General features: G+C 40.2%; 17 protein-coding genes. 5 read left to right on the forward strand and 12 right to left on the reverse strand.

Annotated elements, in window-relative coordinates; all coding sequences use genetic code 11:
* Positions 1 to 44 precede the first annotated feature (44 nt).
* Positions 45 to 1,178 carry a dTDP-4-amino-4,6-dideoxygalactose transaminase gene (gene rffA, locus A11Q_RS07400; RefSeq protein ID WP_041575866.1) on the forward strand — a complete coding sequence of 378 codons (1,134 nt, stop codon included), beginning with the start codon at positions 45 to 47 and terminating at the stop codon, positions 1,176 to 1,178.
* Here the strand turns inward: rffA and rfbA are convergent.
* A complete protein-coding gene (gene rfbA / locus A11Q_RS07405) occupies positions 1,175 to 2,059 on the reverse strand; it encodes a glucose-1-phosphate thymidylyltransferase RfbA (RefSeq protein ID WP_015470181.1) in 885 nt (294 codons plus the stop codon). The two genes, rffA and rfbA, sit on opposite strands and share 4 nt — an antisense overlap.
* Positions 2,059 to 3,090, reverse strand: coding sequence for a dTDP-glucose 4,6-dehydratase (gene rfbB, locus A11Q_RS07410; protein ID WP_015470182.1), 1,032 nt, complete (start codon positions 3,088 to 3,090; stop codon positions 2,059 to 2,061). Before rfbB ends, rfbA begins: the two co-directional genes overlap by 1 nt.
* 121 nt (positions 3,091 to 3,211) lie before the next feature.
* Between rfbB and A11Q_RS07415 the strand changes: the two genes are divergently transcribed.
* Positions 3,212 to 4,507, forward strand: coding sequence for a UDP-glucose dehydrogenase family protein (locus A11Q_RS07415; RefSeq protein ID WP_015470183.1), 1,296 nt, complete (start codon positions 3,212 to 3,214; stop codon positions 4,505 to 4,507).
* On the forward strand, positions 4,504 to 5,457 hold the full coding sequence (locus tag A11Q_RS07420) for an NAD-dependent epimerase/dehydratase family protein (RefSeq protein ID WP_015470184.1): 954 nt from the start codon (positions 4,504 to 4,506) through the stop codon (positions 5,455 to 5,457). The genes A11Q_RS07415 and A11Q_RS07420 overlap by 4 nt, the downstream gene beginning before the upstream one ends.
* A 13-nt stretch (positions 5,458 to 5,470) precedes the next feature.
* Here A11Q_RS07420 and A11Q_RS07425 read toward each other — a convergent pair whose 3' ends face one another.
* Positions 5,471 to 6,106: an HdeD family acid-resistance protein gene (locus A11Q_RS07425; RefSeq protein WP_015470185.1), complete on the reverse strand. Its 636-nt coding sequence runs from the start codon at positions 6,104 to 6,106 to the stop codon at positions 5,471 to 5,473.
* Between the two features lie 521 nt (positions 6,107 to 6,627).
* On the opposite strand from A11Q_RS07425, the gene A11Q_RS07435 reads away from it, so the two are divergent.
* Positions 6,628 to 6,948, forward strand: a complete 321-nt coding sequence (locus A11Q_RS07435; protein ID WP_015470187.1) for a helix-turn-helix transcriptional regulator — start codon at positions 6,628 to 6,630, stop codon at positions 6,946 to 6,948.
* A gap of 42 nt (positions 6,949 to 6,990) precedes the next feature.
* Here A11Q_RS07435 and A11Q_RS07440 read toward each other — a convergent pair whose 3' ends face one another.
* Genes A11Q_RS07440 through A11Q_RS07460 form a run of 5 tightly spaced genes read right to left on the reverse strand, consistent with a single transcriptional unit; the run spans position 6,991 to position 11,941 of the window.
* Complete coding sequence (locus tag A11Q_RS07440; protein WP_041575870.1) at positions 6,991 to 7,887, reverse strand: UTP--glucose-1-phosphate uridylyltransferase; 897 nt, start codon at positions 7,885 to 7,887, stop codon at positions 6,991 to 6,993.
* Positions 7,888 to 7,898: 11 nt separating this feature from the next.
* A complete protein-coding gene (gene pstB, locus A11Q_RS07445; RefSeq protein WP_015470189.1) occupies positions 7,899 to 8,693 on the reverse strand; it encodes a phosphate ABC transporter ATP-binding protein PstB in 795 nt (264 codons plus the stop codon).
* The gene (gene pstA, locus A11Q_RS07450) at positions 8,687 to 9,619 is read right to left on the reverse strand and encodes a phosphate ABC transporter permease PstA (RefSeq protein ID WP_015470190.1); all 933 of its coding nucleotides are present in this window, start codon (positions 9,617 to 9,619) and stop codon (positions 8,687 to 8,689) included. Before pstA ends, pstB begins: the two co-directional genes overlap by 7 nt.
* Positions 9,616 to 10,554: a phosphate ABC transporter permease subunit PstC gene (gene pstC / locus A11Q_RS07455; protein WP_015470191.1), complete on the reverse strand. Its 939-nt coding sequence runs from the start codon at positions 10,552 to 10,554 to the stop codon at positions 9,616 to 9,618. Before pstC ends, pstA begins: the two co-directional genes overlap by 4 nt.
* Positions 10,541 to 11,941, reverse strand: coding sequence for a mannose-1-phosphate guanylyltransferase/mannose-6-phosphate isomerase (locus A11Q_RS07460; RefSeq protein WP_015470192.1), 1,401 nt, complete (start codon positions 11,939 to 11,941; stop codon positions 10,541 to 10,543). Before A11Q_RS07460 ends, pstC begins: the two co-directional genes overlap by 14 nt.
* A 172-nt stretch (positions 11,942 to 12,113) precedes the next feature.
* Here A11Q_RS07460 and A11Q_RS13540 point away from each other — a divergent pair, with 172 nt between their 5' ends.
* Entirely contained in the window at positions 12,114 to 13,769 is a 1,656-nt protein-coding gene (locus tag A11Q_RS13540) for a sensor histidine kinase (RefSeq protein WP_015470193.1), read from the forward strand.
* Here the strand turns inward: A11Q_RS13540 and A11Q_RS07470 are convergent.
* The 4 genes from A11Q_RS07470 to pheS form a co-directional block, all read right to left on the reverse strand.
* Positions 13,762 to 14,310 (reverse strand): MerR family transcriptional regulator, encoded by a 549-nt coding sequence (locus A11Q_RS07470; RefSeq protein WP_015470194.1) that lies wholly within the window; start codon positions 14,308 to 14,310, stop codon positions 13,762 to 13,764. The two genes, A11Q_RS13540 and A11Q_RS07470, sit on opposite strands and share 8 nt — an antisense overlap.
* On the reverse strand, positions 14,297 to 14,644 hold the full coding sequence (locus A11Q_RS07475) for an integration host factor subunit alpha (RefSeq protein ID WP_015470195.1): 348 nt from the start codon (positions 14,642 to 14,644) through the stop codon (positions 14,297 to 14,299). The genes A11Q_RS07470 and A11Q_RS07475 overlap by 14 nt, the downstream gene beginning before the upstream one ends.
* A gap of 119 nt (positions 14,645 to 14,763) precedes the next feature.
* A complete protein-coding gene (gene pheT, locus A11Q_RS07480; protein WP_015470196.1) occupies positions 14,764 to 17,187 on the reverse strand; it encodes a phenylalanine--tRNA ligase subunit beta in 2,424 nt (807 codons plus the stop codon).
* Positions 17,188 to 17,217: 30 nt separating this feature from the next.
* Positions 17,218 to 18,237, reverse strand: coding sequence for a phenylalanine--tRNA ligase subunit alpha (gene pheS / locus A11Q_RS07485; protein ID WP_015470197.1), 1,020 nt, complete (start codon positions 18,235 to 18,237; stop codon positions 17,218 to 17,220).
* Positions 18,238 to 18,299 lie beyond the last annotated feature (62 nt).

Consider the following 18,299-nt stretch of genomic DNA (forward strand, 5'->3'; position numbering starts at 1 on the left):
CGTTGTTTTTTGTGTTAGATATAATTTCACATTACTATGCCGCTATGACTATTCCATTTAATATACCACCACACTCAGAAAATGCCCTTAAATATATTGAAAATTCATTTCGAGGCAGCAAGCTAAGTGGCGATGGTGACTACAATAAAAAATGTGTCCACTGGTTGAATAACTATTTTAAATCAAAACTCAGTGTCGTAACTCCCTCATGTACATCTGCATTAGAAATGTCCATGCTATTAGCAGATATCGGTCCCGGCGATGAAGTGATTTTGCCCTCTTACACATTTTCTTCTACTGCCAATGCAGTCGTAATTTTTGGCGCCATACCGGTATTCGTTGATATTGAGCCAGACACTATGAATATCAGCCCAGCTGAAATCAAAAAAGCAATTACACCAAAAACAAAAATGATCATGCCTGTGCACTACGCTGGAGTAGGATGCAAAATGGATGAAATTATGGCTATTGCACAAGAGCATTCATTAATAGTTGTCGAAGATGCCGCACAGGGAATGCTGGCTTCTTATAAAAACAAACCTCTAGGTGCCATCGGACATATGTCTGCAGTCAGCTTTCATGATACAAAAAATATTGTATGCGGAGAAGGCGGATGTCTCGTCATTAACGACGACAAATTTCTCGCACGCGCAGAGATTATTCGTGACAAAGGAACCAACCGTCAGAAGTTTCTTAACGGACAAGTTGATAAATACACTTGGGTAGATAAAGGATCCTCTTACCTTATTTCAGAAGTAACAGCGGCATTTCTTCTTGCTCAATTAGAAGATTCCCAACAAATTACACTCCCTCGTCTTAGTGCATGGGCCACCTATCACAATGGACTAAAACAAATAGAAGAAAAAGGACATCTTAAGCGCATGAGCATTCCAAAGGAATGTCTTGGAAATGCACATATTTATTATATTTTGTTAAATAGCCAAGATGATAGAAACAAACTTGCACAATTTCTCAAAAACGAAGGTATTATGACAACCAGCCACTATGTACCACTACATTCGGCCCCCGCAGGAAGAAGTTTTGGCCGCTTTGTTGGTGATATGAATATCACGGATGATCTTTCAAACAGATTGTTACGTCTACCAATGCATTCTCATCTTAAGAATGAGGATACATTGACTGTAGTAAATAAGATCAACCTTTTCTTTCAAAACTAACCGTTAAAAACTGTTTCGTTTTTAACTAAATTTTTAAGATACATACCATAGCTGCTTTGCGGGTAAGACTCTGCTATCTTTTCTAACTCACTCAATGTGATAAAATTCATAAGGTAAGCAATCTCTTCTAAACAGGCAATTTTCAGGCCCTGACGCTGTTCGACGGTTTGAACAAACAATGATGAACTCAAAAGGGAATCATGCGTCCCCGTATCGAGCCAAGCCGTTCCGCGACCCAATGTTTTTACATCAAGACGTTCCTGCTCCAAATACACTCTATTTAAATCTGTAATTTCCAACTCTCCACGCTTTGACGGCTTTAGAGATTTAGCAATATTAACAACATTATGATCATAAAAATAGAGGCCCGTTACTGCCCAATTTGACTTCGGTTGCTGTGGTTTTTCTTCAATACTTACAGCCCTCTTATCTTTATTAAACTCCACAACACCGTAGCGTTCGGGATCTTGAACTCTATAAGCAAAAACCGTAGCCCCTTGTTCCTTCTTAGCCGCTTCACGTACCAATTGTGGCAACTCATTGCCATAGAATAAATTATCTCCGAGAATCAATCCACAAGGTTTATTATCTATAAATCTTTCACCAATTGTAAAAGCTTGAGCAATGCCCTTAGGTTCAGGTTGTTCTGCGTAAGAAAAATTTACGCCTAAATGATTTCCATCACCCATTAAATCACGAATTAATGGCAAATCTCTTGGAGTTGAAATAATCAAAATATCACGAATACCCGCTAACATCATAACCGATATTGGATAATACACAGTTGGTTTATCATATACTGGAAGCAACTGCTTACTTAAAGACTTTGTCGAGGGGTACAGCCTTGATCCTGATCCTCCTGCCAATACTATAGCTTTCATTATTTCGCTCCTTTACTGATAGACTCTACCCAGCCAGAGTTTTCCAAATACCAATTAATGGTAGACTCTAAACCTTCTTCAAAAGTCGAAAACCTTCTTTTATATCCTAATTCTTCTTGTGCGAGTTGATCATCAATAGCATATCGAAAATCATGACCTAGGCGATCTTCAACAAAGGTGATTAACTCTTTATAACTTTGATTATTCCGACGAGGTTTTTTCCTATCTAAAATTTCACAAATGGCTGTCACAACCTCTATATTTTTTCGTTCTGAATTTCCACCTAAACAGTAAGTGTCTCCAGCTTTACCCTTAGTTAAAGCCAACCAAATACCTTCTGAATGGTCATCCACATATATCCAATCACGTACATTCTGACCTTTCCCATAAACAGGTAAAGCCTTATCAGCAAGAGCATTTAATATCATTCTTGGTATTAGTTTTTCTGGAAATTGACGAGGACCATAGTTGTTAGAACAATTTGTAACGATACATGGTAATCCGAATGTTCTGTGCCATGCTCTAACTAAGTGATCACTTGAGGCTTTTGATGCAGAATAAGGCGAACTTGGATCATAAGCTGTAGTCTCCGAAAATTTACCAGTTTCACCTAACTCACCAAATACTTCGTCAGTTGAGACATGAACAAATTTAAACTTATCGACATCTACCTTTCGTGACGAATATAGCTCTCTAGAGCACTCTAAAAGATTAAATGTGCCTATTACATTTGTCTCAATAAACACACGAGGTCCACTAATAGAATTATCCACATGTGATTCCGCAGCTAAATGTACTACGGATGAAGGTTCATATTTTTGAAACACACTACGTAGGCTTTCATAGTTACGTATATCTACATTTTCAAAAATGACATCCCTATCATTAACATAATCAATGAAGTTTTCTTTGCGTCCAGCATAAGTTAACGAATCAATAATCACAATTTTGCCATAAATACCATGCGCTTTTGCTACCCTTAAAAAAGAACTCCCGATGAATCCTGCCGCACCAGTGATAAATAAAGTCATTTGCTCTCCTAGAATCAAAAAATTATAAACTACTCTATTGAGTCTTAAAATCAATATATTGCCATACTCTGATGATTAATCCATTGTTCATTCTCAAGCTTTTTGAGATATTCTAAGCATAATGAATTTATGTATTATAGGCTGTGGCCGAATCGGACTGACAACTGCTCTTTGCTTCGCTAAACAAGGAGTTTCTGTAAAATGTCACGATACGGACTCTAACATCATTGATAGACTAAAAAGTGGGCAAAATACATTTTTTGAGCCTGAAATCACACCTCTACTTCAAGATCTAACTCATACTCAGAAAATCACTTTTGAGTTAGATCTTATAAAATGCTTAACTCAATACAATATTCTTATGGTCTGCGTCGGAACCCCAAATACTTTGAACCGGTCTGCTGACCTCAGTAGTTTTGAAAAGCTCATCGCATCCATAAATAACCACTCATCCTCCCCAAAAACTATTATTATTCGTTCCACTGTTCCCCCCGGAACTCAAAGCCGCTTGACACAGAAGTATCCCAAACATCGGTTTATCTCCAGCCCCGAATTCTTACGAGAGGGCTCCGCTATCCATGACTGCCTGAATCCGGACCGGATTATTGTGGGCTCTAACGATCATGAAGATTTGAATTTATTCAAAGAGCTCTATACAGGCTTTAAATTACAATCTGAACAATTCCTTTTTATGGACCCGACATCGGCTGAGATGTCCAAATACGCATCTAATATTTTTTTAGCCGCCCGCGTGTCTCTAATGAATGAGTTTTCACGTATCTGTGCGAAAAACAGTGCTGATATTAAACAGGTTCAAAGATCTTTAGCCGCGGACCATCGTATTGGGGATAAATTCCTAAATGCAGGACTAGGTTACGGAGGTAGTTGCTTCCCTAAGGATTTAGAAGCATTTGTTCATTATGCTCGCGAACTGCATGAGGATACAGTTATAACCTCAGCTGTACACCACACAAATCAATTACAGATCCAAAATTTTGCAGAAAAAATTGTTCAAAGTCTCTCCAGCTATAATAAGGCTCAACCGATCGCAATATGGGGACTGAGCTTTAAACCAAATACAGATGATTTGCGCGAAGCACCAGCATTAAAAGTTGCAGATATTCTTCTACAAAAAGGCCATAAATTAAAACTCTACGATCCAAAAGCAAATGGGAACCTCGTCAAACATTATCAACACGATTCACAAGTTATTGTCTGTGCAACTGCAGAGGAGGCAGTAAAAGACTGTTCCGGCTTAGTAATTTGTACTGAATGGTCTGAATTCCTCAACGCTGATCTTCAACATATTAAGTCGCTAATGAAATATCCTATTATTTTTGATGGACGCAACATCTACTCTCCTGAAAAAATGAAGTCTTTAGGATTTAAATACTACGCTGTTGGACGCCATTCATGAATAGCATCTTGATCACGGGCTCTGCGGGATTTATTGGAACCCACTTGTCTGAACATTATCTAAAAGCCGGTTATCGTGTATATGGAGTGGATAATTATCTAACAGGTTCTATACAGAATACAGACTACCTACTACACAAATATCCTAAGAATTTTGTTTTTTCTGAACAGGATATCAGTGATAAGTGGACTTTAGATTCTGTGGGTATACAAAATCTAAAATACGTCTTCCATCTAGCGAGTCCCGCTTCCGTAAAGCTATATCAAAAATTCCCGATTGAAACTATGCAAGCCAATTCCATAGGGCTTGAAAATTCGTTGCAATTTGCTGACCACTATCGTGCCCGCCTTGTTTTTTCTTCAACCAGTGAAATCTACGGAAGTCCCTTATCTTCACCTCAAAAAGAAAGTGATTGGGGTCATGTTAATTCATTCGGGCCGCGTAGTTGTTACGACGAATCTAAGCGCTTTGGTGAAGCTTTAATTTTTTCTTATAACCAGAAGAATCAAACCTCACATGGGCTTGTCCGTATCTTCAATACTTATGGCGATCGGATGCATCCCAATGATGATCGTGTTATCAATAGCTTTTTACAACAAGCATTGAAAAATGAAGACATGACTATTTACGGAGATGGACAACAAACCCGCAGCTTTTGCTATATTGATGATTTAGTTGCTGGACTAGTACGGTATGCAGAATCTAACCTGAAACAGCCAATTAATTTAGGCAATGATCACGAAGTTCGTATTTTAGACTTAGCCAAACTTGTTTTAGAGGTTACAGGTTCAAAATCTAAAATCCGTTTTGAACCACTTCCTCAAGATGACCCTCTTCAGCGTCGGCCAGATTTGACTCTGGCCCGACAGCTTCTTGAATACAATCCGAATATCACACTGATGGACGGATTGAAAAAAATGATGAGTGTTATTGATAGTACTCAGTTATGACAACGGTCCTGTGTCACGTATGAGCAGCCCTCATAGGCTTCATCTTTTTGCTACTTTTATGAACGGAAGTTACTTTTCGGATACCAAATCCACTCCAAAAGAAACTCATACCGACCAAGAGTAAATCAATTCCGAATAACACTCCCAAAAGAACCAAACTCGTTTCAGGCATATTCATTAAGACGTAGGCTCCAAGAGCTGTTGTGATCATACCACCTAAAAATGACCAACCCCACTCACTGTATCGTAAGGTCGCCGCATACGCCGCGCGAAATAATCCACTGACGATAAAAAAGAAAGCCAAAAATAATGTAAGCGTTGCAGCTCCTACGATCGGATTAAAAATCAGAAAAGCTCCCGTTACACCATAAAGAACAAATAACAATAAATGAACTCCTACGCCTACCCAGCGCCCAGCCGTAATAGCAAAGACAACTTGAAAGATAGAGGCTACCAACAACATCGCTCCAATAAAAACGATCGACATTAAAGTCGTTGCGACTGAAGCCACGAGTGCAAATATTCCCAGAACCATAAGAGCTATCCCCAAAGCCATGAGCCATCGTCCAGACCCCAGAGGAACTGAAACCGCATTAAACAGTCCATCTGATTTCACTGTTGTGACTTCTGTCGTAGATTCGCTTGCCATAAAACCTCCTTAAGATGTGTCGTTAATACCCGTACGAATTCCTTTTCTTGGACACTCAGCGTCCTCAATTAAAACTCATAACAAGTACATAACCTCAATCATCAGTACAGCAAGCTTAAGGCCATAAATACGGATCTTATTCCGAAATTAGGAATTTAAAAACTAAGTACACCTACTACAGCAAAATTCTGATTTTGCATCAATTTCACAGCATGAAGATTGTATTGAAATGTACTCCTTTTTGGAGTACTATATAGTGGACAAGGTAGTTTTTGACAAAGTCCACAAAAACATAAAAAAACTTCCTTATTTCGTTATCGACAAATTGATAGCTTGGGCGAAATCAGTAGAGATGAAGGGGCTACGGGAAATACGAAAAATACCGGGTTATCATGACGAACCGCTATATGGGAAACGACAGCACCAAAGATCGATTAGACTCACAAAGTCCTATAGAGCCATCTATGTAGAGATCCAAAGTGGCCCTGTTAACTATATTATTTTAGAGGAGGTTCACAAACATGAGTACTAAAAATATAACCCTTAGTAAAATGGAGAAAGAATTCTCACCATTAACATTCGGTCGGCTCTTGAAGTCCCACCGCCTTGGCGAAGAAATGACACAAGTCGAATTGGCAAAAAAACTTAAAATCTCAAAGCAAGGACTTAATGACCTCGAGCATGGGCGAAAAATTCCATCCTTACGTCGTACTATTAAAATAGCCCGCCGAATTGGTTTACTAGAAGATCTTTTAATACAATTGGTACTTCAGGATCAGCTACGAAAAGAAAAACTTAACTTTACCGTAAATCTGAGTCGCCGCCTTCAAAAAGCATCGTAGATTTCTTCAACTTCTTCTCAATTACTAGAATCTTTAATTAGTTTAAAGCTTCAACTTTCCTTTTAAGTATTGCAGCAGATCCTCGCGCAGATCCTCGCGCTCTAGAGCCAAATCCACATTAGCAATTAAAAAACCTAACTTATCACCAGCATCGTAACGACGAGAATCAAAACTATAGGCATTCAAACCACCCGCTTGTGCTAATAAATTCATGGCATCGCTCAATTGAATTTCTCCGTTTTTCCCCGCCTCAATCTTATCTAGATAATCAAAGATTTTTGCATCGAATACATAGCGACCCGGTAGTGCCCAGTGCGAAGGTGCTTTATCTGTGGCCGGTTTTTCAACCACACCCAAAACAGTTTTTCCTGAGGCCAGATTTTGCTTATCCGGTCCCACATCCACTATTCCATATTTATGGGAATCCTTTGGATCAATGGGCAAAACCCAAACTGAACTTTTTTGCGTTGAAGAGTATTGATCACACAAAAAAGCCGTTACATTATGATCACGATTCTGGCTCAATGTAATCTCATCACCAAGTAATACAGCAAAAGACTCATCTCCAACTACTGGCTTTGCACAGCGAACTGCATGTCCTAAGCCCAAAGCGGATTTTTGTCTTAACGAAATAATATTCACTGACGAGCGGATTTGGTGAATACTCTGAAGAATATCCTCTTTCCCATCTTTTACCAATTTATCTTCAAGCTCATAGGAAATATCAAAGAAATCCTCAATGGCTGTCTTTCCACGTCCTTGAATTAAAACAATATCTTCAATGCCCGCTTGAATAGCTTCCTCAATTACATAGAGAATTGTCGGCTTATCGACAATAGGTAGCATCTCTTTTGGGATAGTTTTGGTAGCAGGAAAAAATCGTGTCCCTAAACCGGCCGCAGGAATAATTGCTTTTGTCACTTTCGTGTTTTTATTCATACTTGCAGTCATTATCCAAACCTTCCTGTAATATAATTTTCTGTACGAGACTCTTTCGGATTCGTGAAAACCTGTGAGCTTTCGCCAAACTCAACTAAATCTCCTAAATACATAAAAGCCGTGTAGTCAGCCGTACGTGCCGCCTGATGCAGATTATGAGTCACCATTAAGATAGTGACTGTTTTCTTAAGCTCCATAACGAGCTCTTCAATGTGCGCCGTAGAGATAGGATCTAATGCTGAAGTCGGCTCATCTAAAAGCAATAAATCTGGCTCTGTGGCTAAAGCACGCGCAATACATAGACGCTGCTGTTGTCCACCGGATAAGGCACTAGCAGATGTATTGAGACGATCAGAAACCTCGGCCCACAATCCTGCCTTTTGTAAAGAGTCTTCAACTTTTTCATCTATATAGGATTTCTTTTTCACCCCACGCACACGCAGCCCATAGGCGATATTTTCATAAATACTTTTAGGAAACGGGTTTGGTTTTTGGAAAACCATTCCAATTTTCATTCGCACTTCAATCGGATCAATTTGTTTTCCTAAAATATTCACATTGTCAGGATAAAGTTGAATTTCGCCATTGTAATGGACTTCACCATACAAATCATGCATGCGATTAAAACAACGAAGTAATGTGGTTTTACCACAACCCGATGGTCCAATTAATGCTGTTACCTTATTTTGATATACAGGCAATGTAATGTGATTCAAAACTTTTTTATTACTGACGTAACCAAAATTCAAATCCAGCACTTCAGCTTTTTTGATAAGGCTATCTTGATTTATTTTACTATCTACCATTTGTATTTCTTTCTAAATCTATAACGAATAAAAATCGCGGCTCCGTTCAATAATAATGTCATGGTTAACAAGACCAATCCCGCTGCCGCAGCATTCACATGAAACTCTTCCTGCGGACGCGAAACCCAATTGAACATCTGAATAGGCATCACTGTATAAGGATCATGTAACCACTGCCCACTCACAAACGGCGGCTCCGCACTGATTGGCGAGGTCGGCAAAAAAGCGATAAATGTTAAAGCACCAACTGTAATTAATGGAGCCGTTTCACCAATAGCCCGCGATAAGGCAATCACCACGCCTGTTAAGATACCACCGGACGAATAGGGCAAAATATGGTTCCATACCGTTTGCCACTTAGTCGCCCCTAGAGAATACGAAGCTTCGCGAATGTGCGAAGGCACCGTTCGAATGGCCTCCCTTGTTGTCACAATAATGATAGGTAAAATTAAAAGTCCTAACGTCATACCTGCTGTGATGATCGTCTGCCCTAACTTCATGTAATAGACAAAAAAGCCAAGCGCCATGAGCCCGTAAGTGATGGAAGGAATCCCCGCTAAATTCAAAATATTGATTTCAATAATTTTAGTCCAAAAATTCTTCTTCGAATATTCTTCTAAATAAACACCTGATGCGACTCCCAGCGGGATAGCCATCATCGCCGTAACAAGGACAACACAAAGACTTCCCACCCATGCCGAATAGATCCCCGCTCGTTCGGGAAATCGGGAAGGAAACGAAAAGAAGAAGCTCTGGGTAATACGAGGCCATCCGCTTATAGCCATGTCCACGATCAAACTAGTCAAAGTTACTAGTGCAAATAACAAAGTCATCAAACCGACAATCCAAAACAGAGCATCTTGTCGCTTCAAGCGAGCCACCTGCTGATTCACATTAATTACGGAGACCTTATCAAGAGAACTCATTTGTATTTTTTCTCCATATGCGAACGCACCTTTTGACCTATCATGTTGAATATCAAGGTAAAGCAAAGCAAGACCACACCTGCGACATAGATGGTTTTATATCCAATAGATCCATGGGGAAGATCTCCCTGACTCACTTGTACGATATAAGCAGTTAATGTCTGAGTTGACTCAAATGGATTCAAAGAAATCTTCGGTTGAAGTCCTGCTGCGATGGCAACCACCATGGTCTCACCTAAAGCTCGTGATATACCGAGAACATACGCTGAAGCGATACCAGAAAAAGCTGATGGCACGATCACCTTAAATGAAGTTTGCAGATTAGAAGCACCTAAAGCCAAGCTGCCTTCACGCAAGTAAACTGGAACTGCTCGCATAGCATCTTCAGACAAACTACTTACATAAGGGATAATCATGACTCCCATAACAAGCCCAGCACTCAGAGCATTAAAGCTCGATAAGCTCGGAAAAATCACTTGCAGCAACGGCGTCACAAACAAAAGGGCAAAGTAGCCGTAAACTACCGTGGGAACAGCGGCAAGAAGCTCCAATACGGGCTTTAAAAATTCACGCACGCGCGAAGACGCATACTCGCTTAGGAATACAGCAGTGATAGTTCCTAAAGGAATTGCCACTGATAGCGCAATCAGTGTTGTCAGAAACGTTCCAGAAATTAAGTTTAAAATACCATACTGAGGATTTTCAAAAAGAGGCGTCCACTCTTTATCGAAAAAAAAGTTTTTCAACGAAACTTCTTGGAAAAAGGGCCATGCTTCTTTTAATAAAGTCCAGACAACGCCAAATGTAATCAGAACCGAACTTGTCGCACACAAAAATAGAATCGAACGGATTAAAAACTCTTTAGCATCGCGGATGCGACGACGGACACTCTGCGGACTTGAAAACTCAGACTTTAACGCCTTATTTACGGCCATAGTCGTCCTGATAGCGCACGATATCGTCTTCGCCGAAATAGCTTCCTACCTGAACTTCTATAAACTCAACTAACGATTGACTGCGGTTCATAATTCGATGTTTAGCGCCTTGGGGAATAAAAATATGCTCACCCGCTTTTAAGACGTGCTCCTCATCATTTAGAACTACAATAGCTTCGCCTTTAACAATAACCCAGTGTTCCGCACGTTTAGCATGAGATTGATAGGATAATTTACGACCAGGCTCAACTTGGATTACTTTTGATTTATAGTGCTCTTCATCTCGCAATATTTCAAAACGTCCCCACGGACGATTTTCAAATACATGCTCAGTGGTTAGCTCTTCGTCGCTGATCTTAAGTGAGTCCACTAGATCTTTCACTTTTTGCGATTCACCTTTTTTACAAATCAAAGTGGCATCTGCCGTATCCACCACAATCAGATCATCACATCCGACAACAGTGTATTTTTTCTTTTGATGAGAAAATATTGAATTGGATTTAGATGCTATTTGCACCGGTTGCTTCTTCAAACTGTGCTCTGTAAATGGCATCGCTTCAGTGACTTCTGCTAAGGCGTCCCACGACCCCACATCACTCCAACCTATGTCACAAGGGACACAACGAAGCTCATCGGAGTCTAGCTTTTCGATAATCGCGTAGTCTAAAGAAATACTTTTTATCTTACTGTAAATCGCATCTAAATTGGAAAGATCTGAAGCCAATTGGTTAATGGATTCCCACAAAGTTGGTTCATTTTTTTTGAAGTGCTCAATCATGCGACTCACTTTAAAAATAAAAATGCCCGCATTCCAAAAGTAATGGCCATCTTGAATAAAGCTTTGAGCTTTCTCTAATGTTGGTTTCTCGTGGAATTTCATCACCTCAGTTGCTGTATGAGTATTTAATGCGCGATCTTTAACTTGGATATAGCCAAAGCCTGTCTCTGGACTGCGCGGCTGAATTCCCAAAGTCACAACAAATCCATTTTGCGCTGAAGACACAGCAGCCTGTAATGCCCGAGAAAATTCAACTTGATTTAAAACAAGAGCATCTGAAGAAAAGACTCCAGCAACTTGATCGGCTCTACCTGTTAACTCTAAATACTTACAGGCCAACGCGACCGCCGCAGCGGTATTTTTACCCGTTGGCTCATAGAGTACTTTTTCGATTTTCAATTGATTCTGTAAGATATCTTTTTCAGTTAGATCTTTCAGCTTTTCAGACGTTACCAACAAACCGGCACCATACTTCTGCAATCTTTCGATTGTTAGCGTTTGTAACGGCTTGTCTAATAACTCACAGAATTGTTTTGGATACTTCACTCGTGATACTGGCCATAGACGTGTACCACTTCCACCACTTAAAATAACAGGTATAAATTGCATGCCCTATACTGCCTTTTTTTACCTAGACCAGCAAGGCCTTTACATTCTTATCTGCTGATATTTTAAACATATTTTGTCAGGATATTTTTAAGATTTACGCCGTTACCAATCACCCCCTTTTCCCATTATGAAACAGGTTCAAATTAAAGGCTGTTTTGACCGATAAGCGGTTGTGACACTTTTTCTACAAGAGCATTTACAAGAGAGACTTCGCAGCGAACTTGAAGAGACTACGGTTCGTTCGGCTATTGCCAGTATTGCTCTGATTGTCATCTATCAAGTTTCAGCAGTCTCGTTTCTTGGCTTTAATCTTTATCACATCGCTATTTCGACCGCTTTAATTCTGAGTTATGTATGTCGTCTAGCACTGAAAAAACTGTCCAACCTATCGAATAAAGAATGGCTTTTCGTCCACCTGATAGTCATCATGTCGCACTCAACATTCTGGTCTTTGACTCTTTTAGAAATTGCAACAATGGATCTAGTCTCACCCGAACTACACATTGTCACTTATTTGGTTTTTGCAGGACTCATAGCCGCGGCATCCTACACTTTATCTATTTCAAAATACGATTTCTTTGCTTTTGTTCTACCTATCCTCGGAACACAAATTGTCGTTATCTTTCAAAGTTTCGACTATCTTACGTTGAAGATTTCAAGCGTACTTATGATTTTATTATTCTTCAACTTTCTTATCCACCAGCGCCGCCGAATGGAAAAAAGCTGGATTGAACAACGTACGAAAAACTTCGAGATGCAGAATATTGTCGACGCCGTCCCTGGGGGCCTTTCTGTTTTAAAAGGCTACAACTACCATCTCGTTAATAAATATATGCGACAGGCAACACCCGCAAATGTTCAGCTTATTGGAAACCCCATAGGCAGCGCTTGGAATGACAACCCCCAATTCACCAGTCGTATTCGTGAATTTATTTCTTCGAAAGAACGCCGACTTCAATATGAAACTGAACTCAGTGCCATGGGGGAAGTACGTACTTATCTAGTTACGGCAGTGAAATCCTTCAATGATGAAACAATCATCTCTATTATCGACATTGAAGAGGTGAAACAAATTGAACGTGAAATGAATGCTCAAAAAATTAAGCTTCAACAAAGCGCAAAGATGGCTGCTCTTGGGGAAATGGCCAGCGGTCTAGCACACGAGATTAATAATCCTGTCGCCATCATATCGGGAAGAGCCCAACAACTTATTCTAGCTACCAAAAAAGAGATGGCCACAAAAGAGGTTTTACTTAAAGGCCTTCTAGACATCAACACAACAGCCGAACGTATTAACCGCATCGTCAAAGGACTGCGCAGTTTTGCCCATGACACAACAAACGAACCTCTTTTGCCACATCCGCTTAAAGATATTGTAGAGGACACCCTCACCTTTTGTGAAGCCAAGCTACGCAACAATGGTATCGACTTAAGTTATTCCATTCCTGACAATTTAGAAATACTCTGTGTTCCAACTCAAATATCACAGGTGATTTTAAATGCTTTAAATAACTCGCACGATGCTATTGCACACGAAGAAACCAACAAGTGGATTCGTATCACTGCCGAGCAGAAAGAAGACAGCATTCGTATTAGCATTACAGATTCCGGAAAAGGCATTATACCCGATATTCGCGACAAACTGATGCAGCCTTTCTTCACCACAAAAGAAGTCGGCAAAGGAACTGGATTAGGACTTAGTATTTCAAAGGGAATTATTAATGCCCATAAAGGACAGATATTTTTTAACTATGACAATACAGAAAACACTGAGCTCGTTATTGTCCTGCCACTTCCTCAGCAGCAGAACTTAAACTCAATTAGTTAAACATTTCTTTTGTTTTTTTAATCTCATCAACAAAGCTTTTAATTTGCGATTGAACAAACTCAATACGTTGGATAACAGAGTTGAAATCTTTTTCCTTCTTAATCGCGTATTTTACATCTTTTAAAGCTTGGCGTGCCCCTTCGATAGAAAACTTATCGCGGTACAAAAGCTTACGAATTAAAAAAGCATTTTCGACATCTTTTTTTGTATAAAGACGTTGGTTATTTGAGGCTTTTTTGGGCTTTAAGATATCAAACTCTTGTTCCCAATAACGAAGTACATATTGCTTGATACCTAAGAGATCAGCTACATCACCAATTTTAAATCCAAACCGATCTGGAATAGACTGCATTTCTTGTAAAAGTTGTTCATCAACAAGAACACTGGGTAAGCTCGCAGCCTCAGCTTTAATTTCTGTGTTTTCTGACGCCTCTTCCGAATCTGATGCTTTGATATTCGTTAAAAATTTATCTTCTAAAGAAAGTTCAATATCCGAATCGGCATTATTCGATGGATTTGGTGCTGGATTATTCGTCGTCATCTTCATCATCCTTGAGGTGGGCATACTCTTCTCCGTTGAGCATGGCTTTTAAGACTTGGCTAGGTCTAAAGGTTAATACACGCCGAGCTGAAATTTTAATTTGCTCACCTGTCTGAGGATTGCGACCTATACGCTCGCTTTTCCCACGCACGACAAAGTTGCCAAAGCCTGAAATTTTAACTTTCTCTCCGTTCTGAAGAGTCTTTTTCAATTCCTGAAAAACAACCTCAACCAATTCACTCGCTTCTTTTTTTGAAAAGCCGATTGTTTCATAAACTTTTTCAACAATATCTGCTTTAGTTACGGTTGAGTTACCGACATTCTGTCCTGCCATGAGAAAACTTCTCCTATTCCTCAGATTAAGATGAGTAAATCGTAGCAAGTATATGAAATGAATCAAGTTTTTGAAACAGGTTCACACCCTCATTATACTTAGCGTTACGTCTATACCCTCTAGCGTAGTTCTGCCGCTACCGATTTCTTAGCCGCATCAATCAATTTTTGGCTGACCTGTTGAATATCAGCATCCGTTAGAGCCGCATCAGCCCCTTGAAACTGAGCTCTCAGCGCCACCGATTTTTGTCCTTGAGGTAATTTGTCACCTTCATAGATATCAAAAACACTGAGGTCTTTTAACAGCGCCCCACATGATTTCTTCGCCTCTTTCAAAAGATCACCAATAACTTTGTCAGTCGCCATGACAAAAGCAAAGTCTCTTTCAACAGGTTGAAACTTCGATAAAGACTTAAACTTCAACGGACGAGGCTGGCCTTTTAAAATCTGCTGCAGATTCAGTTCAGCAACAACCACTGGCACTCTGACCTTTTCTTGATCTAGAAGCCTTGGATGAACCGAACCAATATAACCTACAGGTTGACCTTCAACAACCAACTGAGCCCACTGTCCGATATGCAGGAAAGAGGGAGTCTGTGCTGACGTTACAAAGCTATAAGCCGTGATATTAAGAGACTGTAACAACTTCTCAATAGACGATCTTAAACTGTACACCAGAGGAGCCTTGGACGAATAAAGACCCAATTGGCTTCCCCAAGCAATAAGTCCCAAACGAGAGCTTTCAACAAATGAATCTGTTTTACTAAAAACAGAACCAATTTCAAACAATGCCCCAAACGAACTGCCCGAGCGAATATTCTCTAGTGTGTTCTTCCAGAGTCCTTGGGATAAAGAACGCCTCATAACATTCAGCTCTTCACTAAGAGGATTGCGTATTTTGATAGCGGACACATCCGTTGCCAACCCCTGCTGAGAGTGACCTTTTATATCACCCAACCATGTAGACTCTGCATGATCTGAAGTAAATGCGTAGTTAAAGGCTTGATTGTAGCCTTCAGCACGCAAGAATTGACTGACTTTTTGATTTAACATGTAGTTTGCATCATGAACTGTCGGCTGAACATGCAAAGCCGGAATATTTTCTTGAATGTGTTCATAGCCATGAAGGCGCGCATATTCCTCTACCAAATCCATGTCTTGTTCTAGGTCAAATCTAAATAACGGCGGCGTCATTTCATATTCACCACCACCTAAATCATTCACTTGAATTTGTAAGCCGCCCATAAACTTTAAGAAAAGCTCTTTATCTACAGAATATCCTAAGCGGTCTGTCACCGTCTGCAAACTGATACGAATCTTCTTAGGAGTCTGAGGACGTGAATTCACATCATAGGCGTCTCCGTACACTTCACCACCCGCCACTTGCTGTATCAATAAAGCGGCGCGGTCCATAATCGTAGCGGTAGAACTTGGATCAACTCCACGGGAAAATCTATAAGCTGAATCCGTTTCAACCCCGTGAACGCGTGAGGACTTACGTGTGCTCATCGCATTGAAGAATGCACTTTCTAAGAAAATATTTTTTGTAGCCTCAGAGACTCCAGAGTTTAAACCACCAATAACTCCCGCAAGAGCTACAGCTTTAACCCCATCGCAAATAAGAAGTTCTTCACCAGACAACGTCAGGTCTTGCTCTTTAAGAGTTTTAAATGTCTCACCTTTCACAGCACTGCGAACTTGCACTTCACTTTTTTCAAGGCGATCTGCATCGAAAGCATGAAGTGGTTGCCCCATCTCGAGCATCACATAGTTTGTAATATCAACCACATTGTTAATCGAATTCTGGCCCACAGCTTCAAGACGCTGTACAAGCCATGCAGGACTTGGCCCAACCTTCACGTTCGCTATATAGCGGCCGCAGTATCGCGGACAAAGCTCTGTGTTCTTTACTTCCAATTTAATTTTTTGACGAGTCGACCCAGACGCAAATTTTGTTAAAACTTCCGGCGACTTCACAGGCTTACCCAGCAGACAACCCAACTCGCGCGCCAAACCATAATGACTTAAGCAATCAGCACGATTAGGAGTGACTTTAAGTTCAAAAGTCACATCATCTAATCCACTGAACTCAGCAAAGCTTTGCCCCACAACGGCATCCACGGGCAATATTGCAATTCCATCTGATGTTTCCGCCATACCTAGCTCTTTATAAGAACAGAGCATCCCGTTGCTTTCAACATCACGGATTTTAGATTTTTTTATCGCAAAATTCCCCGGCAAAACGGCACCCGGTAGTGCCACGATAACTTTATCACCTGCTTTATGATTTTGAGCACCACAGACGATTTGTTCTACTTTGCCAGCAGCTACTTCTACCTGACAAAGGGAAAGCTTATCTGCATTTGGATGTTTATCTTTAACTTGGATATGACCAACAACTACGTTAGCAAAGTCGCGAGCGCGATCTTGGATTTCTTCAACCTCTAGCCCAGCCTTTGTTAAAATATCAGCTAATACTTGTGGTTGAGCTGCATATTCAGCCACATCAATAAAATCATTTAACCACTTAAGAGAAATCTTCATTTTGTTCTACTCCTGCAATCTTCGAACGACTTAGAATTGTTTTAAGAAACGCACATCATTACTAGGAAAGTGACGAATATCATCGACACCGTACTTGATGATTGCCATTCGCTCGACACCAAAACCAAATGCGAAACCTTGCCACTTAGGATATTCCACGTTGGCATGGGCAAAAACTTTTGGATTAATCAAACCACTACCGCCGATTTCGATCCAACCTGTCTGTTTACACATCGAACAGCCTTTACCTTTACAAATAGGGCAAGAGCAATCCACTTCTGCCGAAGGTTCTGTAAACGGAAAGAAGCTCGGTCTAAAACGCGTCTTCAAGCCTGGCCCAAAAAACTCACGCACAAAAAATGAAATGGTCCCCTTCAAATCTGACATCGACACTTTTTCATCTACACACATACCTTCAATTTGATGAAAGTTCGGCAGATGCGAAATATCGCTATCGCAACGAAACACCGGACCAGTTCCTATAATTCTTAATGGTGGCTTTTCATTTTCAAGAGAATGAATTTGAATCGGAGACGTATGAGTTCTGAGTACATGGCTTTCATCCACAAAAAATGTATCTTGCATATCACGCGCAGGATGATTCGGAGGAATGTTCAGTGCCTCAAAGTTATAATAATCTTTTTCAATCAATGGACCTGTGCGCAGGCTGTATCCCAAACGAGCCATGATCGAAAAAATTTCGTTCGTCACTTTGTGAATAGGATGTTCTTTTCCCTGCTCTTTTGCTGCCGTTGAAAAGCTAAGGTCTAACTTTTCTGACAACATCTTCGCATCGATTTCTTTATTTTTTAAAGAGGCTTCAGCTTGCTCATAGGCAGCCTCTAGCTCGGTCTTAATTTCATTTACCATTTTACCAAAAAGAGGCTTTTCTTCTTTTGGCAAAGTCGCCATTAATTTCATGGATTCAGTTAACGAACCACTTTTGCCAAGGTATTGAACCTTGAAACCGTACAGCTCTTGCGAGTTCTGAGCCGACGAGAAGGCTTTAAGTGCATTTTCTTTGATTTGAGTCAGTTGTGTTTGTGACATAGGGGTTTATTATCTGTAATATTTTTAGTCTTTTCAAGGGTTTAGCATTGTGGTAGCTTGCA

The sequence above is a fragment of the Pseudobdellovibrio exovorus JSS genome (genome assembly GCF_000348725.1).
Lineage (GTDB): Bacteria > Bdellovibrionota > Bdellovibrionia > Bdellovibrionales > Bdellovibrionaceae > Pseudobdellovibrio > Pseudobdellovibrio exovorus.